Origin of the sequence: Oribacterium sinus, assembly GCF_014202695.1 — a bacterium.
GTDB classification, from domain to species: domain Bacteria; phylum Bacillota; class Clostridia; order Lachnospirales; family Lachnospiraceae; genus Oribacterium; species Oribacterium sinus.
The window spans coordinates 96,829-111,108 of sequence record NZ_JACHHH010000009.1; the positions used below are offsets into that span (position 1 = coordinate 96,829).

Annotated in this window: 7 protein-coding genes; 6 read left to right on the forward strand and 1 reads right to left on the reverse strand. The window is 44.6% G+C overall.

Features of this window, described 5'->3' with window-relative positions; translation table 11 throughout:
- Positions 1 to 92: 92 nt before the first annotated feature.
- From ppk1 to HNQ46_RS09030, 3 genes are all read left to right on the forward strand, one after another.
- Positions 93 to 2,159: a polyphosphate kinase 1 gene (gene ppk1 / locus HNQ46_RS09020; RefSeq protein ID WP_183684428.1), complete on the forward strand. Its 2,067-nt coding sequence runs from the start codon at positions 93 to 95 to the stop codon at positions 2,157 to 2,159.
- Positions 2,160 to 2,271: 112 nt separating this feature from the next.
- Complete coding sequence (locus HNQ46_RS09025) at positions 2,272 to 4,569, forward strand: spore photoproduct lyase family protein (RefSeq protein WP_183684399.1); 2,298 nt, start codon at positions 2,272 to 2,274, stop codon at positions 4,567 to 4,569.
- Between the two features lie 79 nt (positions 4,570 to 4,648).
- A complete protein-coding gene (locus HNQ46_RS09030; RefSeq protein WP_183684400.1) occupies positions 4,649 to 5,383 on the forward strand; it encodes an SDR family oxidoreductase in 735 nt (244 codons plus the stop codon).
- Positions 5,384 to 5,577: 194 nt separating this feature from the next.
- On the opposite strand, the gene HNQ46_RS09035 is transcribed toward HNQ46_RS09030, so the two are convergent.
- On the reverse strand, positions 5,578 to 7,035 hold the full coding sequence (locus HNQ46_RS09035; RefSeq protein WP_040649575.1) for a sodium:solute symporter family protein: 1,458 nt from the start codon (positions 7,033 to 7,035) through the stop codon (positions 5,578 to 5,580).
- 337 nt (positions 7,036 to 7,372) lie between these two features.
- On the opposite strand from HNQ46_RS09035, the gene HNQ46_RS09040 reads away from it, so the two are divergent.
- From HNQ46_RS09040 to HNQ46_RS09050, 3 genes are all read left to right on the forward strand, one after another.
- Positions 7,373 to 9,949: a hypothetical protein gene (locus HNQ46_RS09040; RefSeq protein ID WP_183684401.1), complete on the forward strand. Its 2,577-nt coding sequence runs from the start codon at positions 7,373 to 7,375 to the stop codon at positions 9,947 to 9,949.
- Positions 9,950 to 10,135: 186 nt separating this feature from the next.
- Positions 10,136 to 11,980, forward strand: a complete 1,845-nt coding sequence (locus tag HNQ46_RS09045; protein ID WP_183684402.1) for a hypothetical protein — start codon at positions 10,136 to 10,138, stop codon at positions 11,978 to 11,980.
- A gap of 211 nt (positions 11,981 to 12,191) precedes the next feature.
- Positions 12,192 to 14,018, forward strand: coding sequence for a hypothetical protein (locus HNQ46_RS09050; protein ID WP_243155897.1), 1,827 nt, complete (start codon positions 12,192 to 12,194; stop codon positions 14,016 to 14,018).
- The last annotated feature ends 262 nt before the right edge of the window (positions 14,019 to 14,280 follow it).

Below are 14,280 nucleotides of genomic sequence, written 5' to 3' on the forward strand. Positions count from 1 at the left end.
TGCATAACGAAAGAGACAGCCACATGGACAGGCAGGATCCGGATAAGGGGAAATTCTTTCCTGCCGATATAGAGAGAAAAGAGGGATGGAAAATGAAGGAAGGAAGAGAAGCGTATCAAAACCGGGAACTATCTTGGCTTTTATTTAATGAGCGCGTTTTAGATGAGGCAGGAAATCCGCGAGTGCCCCTCCTGGATCGTCTGCCCTTTATTTCCATTTACCAGACCAATCTGGATGAGTTTTTTATGGTACGTGTGGGTACCTTGATGCAGCAAATGCGCTCTAAGAAAACTACCCGGGACAATAAAACGGATCTTACTAGTGAAGAACAGGTGGATTTGATTTTAGAAGAGGTTCAACGCCTGGAGCAAAAGCGGAAAGAAATTTATGAGCAGGTCATGGGAGAGCTGGAGCCGGTGGGCATCCACATCATTAACTTCCAAAGACTGTCCAAGGCGGAGCAAAGTCAGCTGGAAATTTACTTTGATCAGGCCATTCGTCCCTACCTTTCTCCCATGATTGTGGGAAAGACACAGCCCTTCCCCTTCTTACAGAACCGGGAGCTTTATGCGGTGGTACGTCTGGAAAGCAAGAACGGAAAAAAGAAGCTGGGAATTGTGCCCTGCTGGAACCCGGTTTTCAAACGACTCATCGAGATTCCCGGAAGAAAGGGATACCACATGCTGTCCGAGGAGTTGATTCTACACTTTGTGTCCAAGCTTTATCCCGGTTATCAGATTAAGGAAAAGTCCATCCTTCGGATTACCCGAAATGCGGATATTGATGCTACGGATGTCTACGATGAGGATCTGGATTATCGAGGCATGATGGAGCAGCTTTTAAAGAAGCGAAACCGTTTAAATCCGGTGCGACTGGAATTTACCAGAGAGCTGCATAAGTCCGTGAAGAAAAAGATAGCGGAGCATCTTGGCATTTCCCATAAGCACATCCTGCACTGCGGAACACCCTTGGATTTGTCCTTCCTCTTTACCTTACAGAACAGCTTTCGAGAGAAGACGGAGCTCTTCTACCCGAAGTACAGCCCCAGAAGCTCTGCCTACATTCAAAAAGGCGAGTCCGTCCTTTCTCAGGTAGAACGTCGGGATTTGATGCTGTCCTACCCCTACGAAAGCATGAAGGGATTTTTAGGCTTGTTGCAGGACGCAGCCAGAGATCCTTCCGTGGTTTCCATTAAAATTACCCTGTACCGGGTAGCCAGTCATAGCCAGATCGTGGATATCCTTTGTGAAGCCGCGGAAAATGGAAAGGAAGTCCTGGTTTTGGTGGAGCTTCGGGCAAGATTTGACGAAGCCAACAACATCGAAATGTCCCATCGCTTGGAGGATGCAGGCTGTCAGGTAATCTACGGTCTGCCCAATTATAAGGTACATTCCAAGCTTTGCTTAATCGCGAAACAGACGGAACAGGGAATCCACTACATTACCCAGATCGGAACCGGTAATTACAATGAAAAAACCGCTACTTTGTATACGGATCTTTGTCTAATGACCGCAAATCAAAGCATCGGAAAGGATGCGGCAGAGGTTTTCCGTACCCTTCTTTTGGGAGAAACTGTGGAATCTACGGAGGCTCTTTGGGTGGCTCCCCACGGTCTACAAAATCGTATCCTGGAAAAAATCCAGGGAGAAAAGAAAAAATGCGAAGAGGGCAGAGGCGGCTATATCGGTTTCAAGTTAAATGCCCTTACGGATAAGGATATTATTGATGCCTTGATTGACGCGTCCAAAAGCGGTGTAGTGATTCAGCTTCTGGTACGAGGCATTTGCTGTCTCATCCCCGGAATTCCGGGAAAGACGGAGAACATCTCCGTTCGAAGCATCGTTGGCCGGTATCTGGAGCACTCCCGGATTTATCGCTTTGGACAGGGAGAGGAAGAGGAGCTTTACATTGCCAGTGCGGACTGCATGACCAGAAACACCCTTCGAAGGGTGGAGGTGGCTGTGCCCATCTGGGATCCTGAGAATAAGAATCGGGTTCGGAAAATCTTTGACTTAGGCTTCCAAGATACGGAAAAAGGAAAATGGCTTCTTTCCGACGGTCTATATCATGATCCGGATCCTATGCCGGAGGAACGATTGGATTCTCAGGATTATTTCTATAGGGAAGCCTATCGAAGAGCGGAACAGGAGAAAAGCTAAGGAAAAAAGCCAAGAAAAAAGCCAAGGAATAAAGCCAAGGAATAAAGCCAAGGAATAAAGCCAAGGAATAAAGCCTAGGAACAAGCTTAAGAAATAAAACAAAGGAATAAACATGGTCTATATCTTTGCGGCCCACAAGGGAGAAGTAGAACATTTTATCAAGAAACTAAGTCTGGGGAAACGAAAAACTTCGTTTCCCTTTTTGCAGTATGAAGGAGAAGAAATCCTCCTGACCATCACCGGACAGGGACAGATTAATGCTTCTATATCTGTTGCGGCTACTTTGCAAGAGGAAAAAGCCAAAAAGGGAGATATCCTGCTTTCTTTAGGGAGTGCGGCAGTGATATTAGGAAAGAATCGGACAGCATCAGAAGAGCTGATGGGCCGTTGGTTTTGGATTCAAAAGCTGGAACAGCAAAGCACAGGCCGCTGCTTTTATCCGGATTTACTGTATAAGCTGGATTTTCCGGAAGCCGGGCTTTTAACGGGGGATAAGATTTTAGAACTTGGCTCTATGGGGGATAGAGATACCGTCTCCGAAAGACGCGGCGATTCCAAAGAACAAATTATCTCCGAAATACACGGAGATTCCAGAGAACAAAGCGTCTCCGAAAGACACAGCGATTCCGAAGGCGTTAGCGGATTGAATAACACCTTGCTTTACGATATGGAAAGTGCCGCGGTATTTCAGGCGGCGAATTTCTACCTGGCTCCGGAAGATTTCTTTTTTCTTCGCTGTGTGACGGATTTTGGGGTAAGCCCCGATGAAGAAAAAATGCCTTTCTCTCCCTTATCCCGGCAGGATAGAATGCAAGCTCTTTTGCAAAAGGAAGAGAATAAAGTTCTTCGTTTCATCGGATTTTTACAGGAAAAATCCAAAGAGAGAAGAAAGGAAGAAGAAGGGGAGCTTGCTTTTCGACAGCAGCTTCAAAGTCTTTCCGAAAGCTTGCATTGTTCCTTTGTGATGGAAAAACAGCTGGAAAGACTGCTTCGTTATGCCTTTCTGCAAGGGATTTCCGCGGAAGAAGTCCGGGAATATTTAGAGCAGAATTTTGGAAGACGGAATGCAGGGAACGATGCCCTTCAGGATGCCGAAAATGGGGCTAAAGAAGAGGTTCTCAAAGGTGTTGGGAATGATATAGATAAGCAAGGTAGGCTTACGTTAATTGATAAAAGAGCAGGGAAAAAAGCCCTTTCCTCTTTGAAGGAATGGATTTTATCCGAAAGAATTTTGCAGGTAAAATGTCATGGCTCGGGCAATCTGTTGCAAATTCATGACAACGATTCCGAAGTTATATCGCCAATCCCTTGTGAGCGTTCCGGAATCACATTGCCGGAAGGAAAATGCGAAAAAAGCTATCCCTATCAAGAGCATTTTCGGCATATTTATGTGGAGGAGGCCCTGCTGCAGAGCCCGGAAACCAAGGGGATTTTACAAAAATTTCCCAAGGCAAAAGTCATTCCGATTAAGCACTACAAGGATGTGTTTAATCGAAAGAAACAGGGACGGCTTGCCCAGTCCCATAGCCGAAAGTTGATCTTGGCAAAGAAAGAGGGACAAAGGCTGTATGATGGCGCGGTGGTATGCCAGGATTTTTCGGAAAGCCATTTTTGCTATACCTCCCTCCTGATGAATTGCCCCTTTCACTGTGCCTACTGTTATTTGCAGGGGATGTACCCCAGCAGCAATCTGGTGATGTTTTTGAATCTGGAGGATTATTTTGCCGATTGCAGGAAGTGGATAGCGGAGAAGGGAAGCCTGTATCTCTGCATTTCCTATGATACGGATTTGCTGGCGATGGAGGGAATTTATCCCTATGTGGAGGAATTTGCCCGCTTTTTAAATCAGGAAAATGCTCTTCGTATCGAGGTGCGAACCAAGGCAGGGGGAGAAGGGCTTTGGCGAAAAATGCAAAGATTGCCCTTATCTTTGGAGGGCCGAAAACGAATGATTTTCGCCTTTACCCTGTCCCCGGAGGAAATTATAGAAGAGGCGGAGGAGGGTACTGCCAGGCTTTCCTCCCGAATCATTGCCATTCAAAAGGCTTTGGAAGAAGGTTATCTGGTGCGGCTTTGCTTTGATCCTATGATTTATCATCCCCGTTGGAAGGAGCTCTATGGTGCTTTGCTCCAAGAAGTTTTTGAAAAAATCCCCATGGAGCAGATTCATGATTGCAGTTTGGGAAGCTTTCGGATTTCGGAAAGCTATTTAAAGGCTATGGGTAAGGCTTTGCCCCATTCTCCCCATACCCAATTTCCCTATGAAAATACCGGGGGTTACTACCATTATCCCAAGGAGCTGATGGAAGAAATGGAAGGCTTTTTGTATAGCCGTTTACTGGCAAGGATCCCAAAGGAAAAAATCTTCCGTTGGGATAACCGGGAAGCAGATGGTGTAAATGAAAAATAGAGGCAGGCAGGAACTAAGACCTGAAACAGAACTAAGGGCAAGCTTATAAAAAGACACGGGGCATGAGAAGAAAAGGGGTGTGAAATTGGAAAATTTGTGTAAGGAGCAACAGCAAGAGAAGCTGGCGTTGGTCACCGGAGCCTCAGGCGGCATTGGCTTTGCTATTGCGGAAAGCCTGCAAAAAGCAGGCTATACCGTCTATGGTATTGGCCGAGACTTTTCCGGTCTTGCCCCTTCTTTTCAAGCGATTTCTTTGGATTTACGGAAGAAAGAAGAAAGGGACAGATTTTTAAAAAGCCTTCGGGAAAAGGGAAAGCTTGCTATATTGGTGCATTCGGCGGGGGTAGCCTACTATGGCTTGCAGGAAAATGTGAAAGAAGCAGAAATTCGAGAGATGACAGAGTTGAATCTGGAAGTCCCCATGATATTGACGCAATATTTTTTGCGTGAGTTAAAGGAAAATCGGGGGCACATCATATTCATCTCCTCCGTAACCGCTTTGGAGCGAAATACCTATGGGGCGGTGTACGGGGCAGGAAAGGCAGGACTACTGTCCTTCGCCAGAAGTCTATTTTCCGAATATAGAAAAAGCGGTCTAAAGGTACATAGTGTTTTACCGGACATGACGGATACCAAGCTCTACCGAAATGCGGATTTTACCGTGGGAGACGAAGGAAGCTACCTTCTGCCGGAGGATGTGGCTTCGGCAGTGGAAATGCTACTCTCCCAAAGAGAGGGCGTGGTGTTGGAAGAAGTCCTAATCCGGCCACAACGCTTTCAGGTGAAAAAAAGAGAGGGAAAGAACAAGGTTTAGCTTAACTTTCTGGCAGATAGCTGTATAAAAGGGGCAATCTGAGCCCGTGGGTACTTGCGAAAAACAAAGGAACTGAAGTTTTTCGCTTAGTACCCCTACGAGGCGAGGTTAGCGAGAGCGCGCCCGATTTTGGACCTGTTCTATGGATAACGGTCTATATCTCTTCTTTTTACGATTAGAAACTTGTGTCCGGATTAGTCGTCTGCTTCCTCCGCCAGCTCTGTTCCTTCCTTTGCGGGAGGCATGAGAATGGAGAAAACCATAAAGCCGAAGAAGGCGGCTACCAGTCCGGGAATAATGGCCTGACTAAAGTGGATACCGAAGAGCATTCCCTTGGACACATGTTCCAGATAGACTACGGTAATGGTTCCAAGTACCAAAGATGCAATGGTTCCTGCCGTGGAGGCTTTCTTCCAGAAGTGTCCCAGTACATAGGGGAAGAAGGAACCGGCAGCTCGAAGGGTAAAGCAGAACATCAGGATGGAAACAATGCTCTGGGTGTTGAAAAGAGCAATAAACATGGAAGCGATACCTACCAAAACCATGGTAATCTTGGTCACATTCATAACTTCCTTGCTACTGGCATTTGGCTTAAGGAAGATTTTGAAAATGTCATTGGCAAAGATGGATCCGGCTCCCAAAAGGTCGGAGTCGGAGCTGGACATGGTGGCGGAGATAACACCGGAGAAGAGCAGGCCGCAAATGATAGCAGGCATGGTGCGAATCGCCAGAATCGGTAAGGCATACCGTGCGCCAACGGAAGCAAATTCATCGGCAGAGAATTTTCCCATGTTGATCAGTGCAAGTACAATCAATCCCAAAACAGTAGGGATAAAGGCATAAATAAAGTTTAACAGTGCGGCAAGCCAAGCTCCCTGCTTTGCCGCCTTTTCATCTCTTGCGGCATAGAAACGGGAAACCGCTTCCTGTCCTACAGAGAAGGTTCCTACGTACATAATGACGAGAGAAAGAATACCGAAGAAATCATAGCCGGCGAAAAGATTCAAGCTCTCCTTAGGAACATTTTGAATTACGGCTTCCACACCGCCGGCATGGGAGAGGGCGAAAGGTACAGCCGCCATCATACCGATAATAATCAGAAAGACCTGGACAAAGTCGGTAAGGGTTACGCTCCAAAGACCGCCCATAATGGAATAAACCGTTACAACCACCGCAACAATGATTACGGAAAGCTTATAGCTCAGTCCCAGCATAGTGGAAAGAATAACGGAGGATGCAATAAACTGTCCTGCGGTAAGCCCTATTAAAGGAAGCAGCATGATAATGGCAGTAACCAATCCGGAGGATTTTCCGTAACGTCTCCGGAAGTACTCCGGTACGGTTTTTACCGTGGCGGCTCGGAACTTGGGAGCCATGAAAGAGAGAATGACAAAGGCAATTCCCATGGTGATAATATACCAAGCGGCACTTAAGCCATAGCCGGACATTCCGTTTTGCACAACGCCTAGAGAGCTGCCCCCTCCGATTTCCGTTGCGGCAAGAGTTCCTGCCATCAGCAGCGGTCCCAACCTACGCCCTGCTACCATAAAGTCCGTGTTACTTGTGATTTTTGTGGAGGAATACCAGCCGATAAACAGCATGGCCAGAAGATAAATCACCACCACAAGACAAACAATCCAATTTGCACCCATAAAATCTCCTTTCTGTTTTTCCAACATGTAGATTGTTATGATTGTAACATAGTTCTATAAATTTGTATTTATTTTTTGAAAAAATAGAGGGTGGTTTTATGCACTTTCTCCTGTTTCTTATGGAAATTTTTTTCGATTAATCCTTCATCTTGAAAAAACCTCCTAAATAGCCTAAAATACAGAAATATGAATAGCAAGATATTTAGCAATATGCTCAGGTATAGAGGATAAGGCATTCATCAAAATGATAAGGGATTTAGCATCGAAGACAGAAAGACGCTAACGACAAGTAAAAAATTTGCTAAAGTATAACAAAAAGGGTAGAAGGGATATAGGAATGGCAGAGGGAAGAAGAGGAAGCATTGTAAAAACAATCGCCGGTGGAGGAATCGGTCTTCTTTCCCTTTATTTTTTTCTGCTGTTTTTTCGTGATTCGGGAAACCTGGAGCGTTTTTTAGAAGAGAAAACCCAAGTCGCTTTCCGGGAAATGCTTTGGCTTTTTGCCTATCTCTTCCTTTGTCTTATGGGCTTTTTTCTCAAAAGGAAAATGCAGAATGCCCCGGGGAAAGGGGTTTTTTTGAGAAGGGAAGCTTCCGGAGAAGCAATCAATAGAGCTTTTCTTAGCTATCTCTTTCTTCTCTTTATTTTACCAACGCTGGTCTTTGCCTATCTTCACCGTATGCTTTTGCCAATGCTTGTTTCCGGCTTATGGTTTTTTGTGCTTGCCCTTTTGTTTCGCTTTATTACCACGGGAAGACCTTTGCAAATATTTAAAGACTTTAAACGGTTTTTGGCCTTTTTAGAAAAGGACTTTCAGGAGGGGGCACTGTATCCCTTGGTCTTTGCCCTTCCCTTTTTTATCCTGCAAATGAACCGCAGCAATGTGGCATTGGATTATGACTCCCTTCGTTACGGACTTAGAAGCGCGTATGTCCTGTTTCCGGAGGGCTTTTTCTCTGCCCACGGGCAAATCAACAGCGTTTACAGCTATCCCAAGGGACTGGAGCTTTTAACCTATCCCTTAAATTATCTTCCGGGCTATGGCTTTCTTTTGTCCTTCAGCCTATGGACCTATCTGGCCTTGGCCTTGGTTTTTGGGCTACTGCTCTTTCATTTTCAGAAAAACAGAAAGAAGCTTTACCTTGGCATACTCTGTTTCTTTCTTTTATCGTCTGTGGGGAATATGTCCCTTACCATGAAAACGGATTTATTTACCCTTTTGCTTCAATTATCTGCTTTGTATTTCTTCCTAAAAAGAAAGAGATTGCAAAGCTGCTTCCTGCTCTTTTTCAGCTACAGCTTTAAACCTACGGCGGTGGTCTTCTCTACGCTACTGGGAATCGTTTTTCTCCTCACCATGCTTTTGGAGTTTTTAGGAAAGAGTAATACAAAAACAAATACGAAAGAAAATCTCAACATCAATGCGAATACCGGCATAAATAGCAATACAAATCATAATACAATTCAGGCGAAGGGAGAGAAATGGACTTCGGAGCTTCCCTTTGTCCTTTTTTCTCTAGTTTATACAGGACTGATTACCCTACGGACTTTCTTGATTACCGGGCTTCCCTTTTCCACCACCTTTACCGGCATTTTCAAGGCCATCGGCTTTCATGTAAACTGGCCCTTTAATCTGGATGCCCATGTGGATTACAGCGGGGAGCTTTCGTTTTCGGAATCTGCCTTCTCCTTTTTCCGTAGACTCTTTTCTTTTCTTTTTTATCCTGTGGGAGAGGATATGGAGCATGTGGCGATTGCCTGGAGCGGTGTGCTTTTTCCGCTGATTTTACTATTCGCTTTATGGCAGTGCTTTTCCATAGGAAGAAAATGCTTACCGGGAAAAAATAGCTTACCGGGAGGAAATAGCTTACTTGGAAGAAATAGTTCGTCGGGAAGAGAAGCCTTTCTTTGTAGGGGGAGCGATGACGCTTCTCCTTGGGATTACCTTCCCCTTAGCTTGTCCTTCCTTGTGATTATGGCATTTTCTTTATTAAGTTTTGTAATGCTTTGGCAGATTGACGGGAATTACTATATTTTATGGGAAAGTCTGGCCTTGCTGCTATGCTTTAGCGGTGGAAATCTTCAGGAGAATAATCTTCAAGAGGAAAATGCTCAGAAGAATCTTCAAGAGGAGCGTCCTCAGGAAGAGAATGCTCAGAAGAATCTTCAAGAGGAGCGTCTTCAGGAAGAGAATGCTCAAAAAGGTCTTATGAAGACAAATACAGCCGGTTCCAAGGGCTTTATCCTTCTTTTAAAAGCCTTTTTCTTCTTTCCTTTCTACCTTGCGGCATTTCTTAGCACCATCACCACCAGCTGGGCGGGGGCGGTGGGCTTTACTCCCATTGACTTAGCCAACAAGGGCTATTATGACCATGCTTTGGTGGAACTGGAAAATCAGGGCGAAAAAGGAAGTCTCCCGGCATTTTTGGAAATGACAAAAAATCCAAGGCACCATGTTTTGGCCTTTGCGGAGATGCCGGAATGCTATCGAATCCCCTGCAATGTGCAAAGCATTACGGACGTGGAGGGCTCCGGAGGAAGTCCGGGACTTTATGATTCCCCCCTCTATTTTGCCTGGTTCTTAAAATGGTCCAATACCGACTATGTGTATTTGGAGCAAAGCTTCCTGCATGATGAGAGAGAAGAGCGGGCCAGGGAGATGCTTCTGCAAATGGCGGAGGAAGGCATTTTCCAAAGTCCTATGCTGGTGGAGAAAAATAAAATTCTGCCGCTTGATGGCGTAAAGGCATTTTCAGAATCCAATGGCGAAGGGGCGGAACAGCTTTTACTTTTACAGATTCGGAAAGAGCGTTTAGAATATCCTTGGGAAGAAAGGCCCTATCCGGAATTAAGTCCGGAAGAGCAGATGGAAAAAGACAGGATCATACAGTTGCTGTCGGAGTATTTGCAATAGGGTTTCCGAAGGCATGAAAGCAGTAGTTGACAGTAGGATGAAAGTGGCAGCCTCGCTATATCTTTAGGGAATAAATCACTACGTTTGGAATATCGCGAAAACGTGACCGCGTTTCGCTATATCTATAGGGAATAAATAGCAGGTGGAGTGCATTACGAAATCCGCCAATAGAAAGGTAAGGAGTAAATGAAACAAGAAGGAAATAAAGCTTTTATAAAAGGAATACCGCTGGGAGGCTATTTGCTGGCCTTTCTCTTCCTATTGGGCTCTGCCTATTGGATTAACCGGCAGATTCACATCAAGGCCCTTTACATGGATGACCTGTATTTGTTTTCCTTTTTCCGGGAGCAAAACTTCTTTGAATTCAGCTTTCCAATTGGGCAGGCGGTACGTTTCCGCCCGGTGTATTGGGCGATTTCCTATATCGAAATGGCTTTAGTTGGGGCAGATCCCAACCGTTACTTGCATTTCAACATTTTCCTAAACAGCCTGCTGGCCTTTTTTCTCTTTTTCTTTTCTTTGAAAATGACGAAGAAGCGCATCCTTTCCTTGTCCTTAGGGGTTCTTTTTCTCTCTGCCCACTTTGCCTATTACCAGATTGGGCAGGCCATCGGCATTTTGGAAACCCTGGCTTTGGGCTTTGCCCTTTTCACTTTGTATTTTCTTTACCGACAAATCGACTGCCAGGAGAGGGTTTTTGGGAAAATGCTTTTCTTTTCTCATCTGTTTTTCTTCCTCTTGATTTTCACCCATGAGCGATATGTGGCTCTACTGCCGTTATTTTATATTCCCCTCATTTTCAGAGGAAAACAGGCGGAGGTAAATACTGCTGTCGGGGTGCAGAATATAGGGCTAAAAGAAGCGGAAGAATCGGAAAATGCGAAAGCTTTAGATGGTGCGAAAGCTGCAGATTATGCAAAAGCTTCGGAGTCCGCTTTGTCAGGGATTGCTGCCGTGGGAAAGCAGTATATTGTAGTGGAGCAGGGCGAAAGTGAAAGTACAAGTGTAAATACCGGCGCAAGTACAAGTGCATATATAAGTGCGAGTACAGGTGCATATACAAATGTAAGTGAAAGTGTAAATGCAAGTGCAAGTGCAAATGTAAGCGCAAGTGCAAGGAAACAGAATCATCCGGAGAGCAAAGCCCTGAAAAGACCGAAGATTCTTCCCTTCTTCCTGCCTTTTGTGCAAGCCTTTTTGTTCTTTATCATTCGAAGCTTGGCTATCGGTTCTTTCGTGCCGAAGGGAACGGGAGGAACGGAGGTACAGGACGGCTTTTCTCTGACGAAAGCTCTGTCCCATGCCTTTTCTCAGGTATTCTATATTTTTGGCATTCAGGCGGGGCCGGATTACCTAGCTGGAATTTCCTGGGAAGAAGTAGGCAGAAAGCATCGCTATGTCATTTACGCTTCCATTGCAGTTTTAGCCTTTAGCATTCTTTTGGCTTTGCTTTTTGCCATTCTCAAGGGAAAGCTGAAAAAAGAGTTTTTTGGAAAAAATATTTTGTTCTTATGCTTTATTGCCCTTTGCATCGGTTGTTCTTCCATCACGATTCGCGTGGAAATGCGGTGGGTTTATGTTAGCTTTGCGGCTTCTCTTTTGTATTTTGCCTATCTTTTGGGAAATACCGGTATGCCGATTCCCACATTTTTTGCCCTGCTCTTCGTTTGCCTGCGCTTCCCTGCGGAAATGAAATATCGTGAGTCTTTCCCCAGAATTTACTTTTGGGAGGATCAGGACCGGATGAACTCCTTGGCTGAGCAGACCATAGGGAAGTATGGTCGAGATTATGTTTTGGGAAAACAAGTTTATATTCTGGAAAATAACTTCAAGATGAGTAAGTTCTACGGAGATACCTTCTTTCAGGTCTTTGATCCGGAAATGTCCGGACAGGGTACGAAGATTCATTTCATCAAGGACTTTAGGGAACTTCCGTCGGAAGCGAATTCCTACAACAGCCTTGTTTTAAAGGAAGTTCCGGAGGAAAGAGCCTATAGGGACATTACCCAGGAGGTATTTCCCAACCTCTGATATTAAAAGATTCTCCGGATCGGAGAAAAGAGTAATCTGATTTTTGAAATGTAGAAGTGAAAATAGATTTGCTTCTATGCTTCGAAAGCAGAAAAATTAGAGCAGTTTGGCCAATAGCATAAATTTGTTCTAAAACTGTATTTATGAAAAATGGGGTTGCGCCAAAGGACTATATAAAAGCTAATACATAGCGGAGAAAGGGAGGGAAAGCATGGCAGAGCATGAGGGACAAAACAGAAATATACCGGTGGCCGGGTCAGAAGTTTCTACGGCACCGACTGCAGGCGTAAAAGCTTTCGGAGAGCAAGCTTTTGATGTGAAAAGTTCCGGCGAAGAAGCTTCCGGAGAGCGGGTTCCCTTAGGGCAAGGTTTTGGGGCATCGGCTTCGGGCAAGCATCTGTTTTCCAAGGGGAAAGAAGGGAAGCTCCCCATTGCTTCATTGCTCCTTTCTTTCCTTATGGCCCTTGTCATTCTCTTTTATGTTCTTCTAAGTACTACGGATGTTTTGTATTCCGACTATATCCGGCTGGTAAATTCTTACTTGGGAAAGCCCTTTCAGCTTGGAGATTTACTGCAAAAGGATATTTTAACCAGAATTCCCTTGACCTATTTTTTTAGGGAAATAAACCGTTATTCTTTTGGCTATACCCTGATTTTTGACCGGGTACTTGGGGTACTGGGACTATTCTTAGCCAGCAAACCCTTACTGCTTTTTATGAGAAAAAAGCAGCTGCCCTTTTTGCAGCAGCTTCTGTTTTTGATTCTTTTTTACAGCTTAAATAAGTGGGAAATGCTTTTAAATGGCTCAGGTTATATTCATTTTCTGGCCTTTTCAGCATTTTATGACTATTTCTATGCTTTGGATCAGGCCTTCAGCAAGAAAAGCTCCTTGCTTCTTCTATCGATTTATCCGCCATTTATTTTACTGGTGGCAGGCCCCTACTGCTTGGCGGTATTCCTTTCCTGCTTTGCTCTGTTCTTCTTCCTGGCTTTGGGGAAGAAGCTTTGGGATATCAAGGGGACGATTCTTCTCCTGATTTCCAACGGACTTTGCCTTTTTCTATATCTTCTCAGCAATCACTATGCGGTGTATGAATATGCCGGGGCGGAAAGCATTTCCCTAAAAGAGGTACTACAAAATCATCTGCTTTTTGTGGTGAAATTTATCTTTTACGGCTTTTCCTCCATGCTTATTTCCGGGGAAAATCTGGAGAAGCTTCTTAGAGACGGAGCGATACAGGGAAAAGGGATCGTTTTGATTGGCGCATTTGTGCTTTTCTTTTATATTTTTATGACCCTCTTGTATCTTTGGAGGTTTTTTGCATCTTCTAAAATTCCGGGAAACAGGAGTTTTGCTAGAAAAAGCAAGGAAGACTTTTCTTCAGAGCAGGGGCAAGAAGAGGCGAAAAATCGGATAGGAAAAAATGCTATGGCAGCAGAAAATAGTGGAGAGATTTTCTACTTTGGCTTGTTGCCCGGATTATTGCTTCTTCACGGCTTAGCCAGTCATGCCCTGGTTTTCCTTACCCGCTATATGTTTTTAAAGGAAAGCTATGCTTTTCAAAGCCGTTATGCCCTGCAATATCAAAGTGCTTTGCTGGGAGCATTTTTGCTCTTGTTCTTATGGAAGAATGAGAAGAGATTTAGTTCGGGACAGGAATTAAGAACAGAACAGAAATCTCAAACAAAACAGGCATCAAGAATAGAACAGAAAATAGGCGTAGACCGGAAAATGGAAATCGGAGAGCAGATAAGGATTGATCGGAGACAAAAAACAGCGCAGGGCAGATTTGCTTTTTGCCTCCTGATTAGCGGAATCTTCCTTTTGGGAACCCTTTGGACAGACAGCAGTGAATGGGGAAAATCCATGTATAGACGGGAACATTATGAGCGTATGTGGATGTATTCCCATGACCTTTCTGCTTATTCCGATAAGGAACTGGAAGATGTTTTTGAGTATCGTCATGGGGGAGAACGAATTCGGAAGGCCTTTGCCATCTGGGAGCAGGTGAAAAAGGACTGGAGAGATAGATCTTGAGCAAAGTAATAATTTGCTTCAACATCAAACAAATAGAAAATAGAGGACATTGGAAAATGGCTGTTAGAAATTTATATACCGTCAAGTATCGTAAACATGCTGGTGTCAATTCTGAAGCTTTATTCAAACTGCCGTGTATATGAAAGCAAAGTGCAGAGTTTAATACAATTCAGCGATTGCCTCTCTGCCTGAAAATCAAGATAAATGGAATTTGCAGACGGGGACTGCAAAATTGGAGGATAAGATGGAGTTACAGGAAAGT

Coding starts and splice junctions, on each gene's coding strand:
- HNQ46_RS09045 (WP_183684402.1), top strand. CDS start 10,136: ATGAAACAAGAAGGAAATAAAGCTTTTATAAAAGGAATACCGCTGGGA.
- ppk1 (WP_183684428.1), top strand. CDS start 93: ATGAAGGAAGGAAGAGAAGCGTATCAAAACCGGGAACTATCTTGGCTT.
- HNQ46_RS09025 (WP_183684399.1), top strand. CDS start 2,272: ATGGTCTATATCTTTGCGGCCCACAAGGGAGAAGTAGAACATTTTATC.
- HNQ46_RS09035 (WP_040649575.1), bottom strand. CDS start 7,035: ATGGGTGCAAATTGGATTGTTTGTCTTGTGGTGGTGATTTATCTTCTG.
- HNQ46_RS09050 (WP_243155897.1), top strand. CDS start 12,192: ATGGCAGAGCATGAGGGACAAAACAGAAATATACCGGTGGCCGGGTCA.
- HNQ46_RS09040 (WP_183684401.1), top strand. CDS start 7,373: ATGGCAGAGGGAAGAAGAGGAAGCATTGTAAAAACAATCGCCGGTGGA.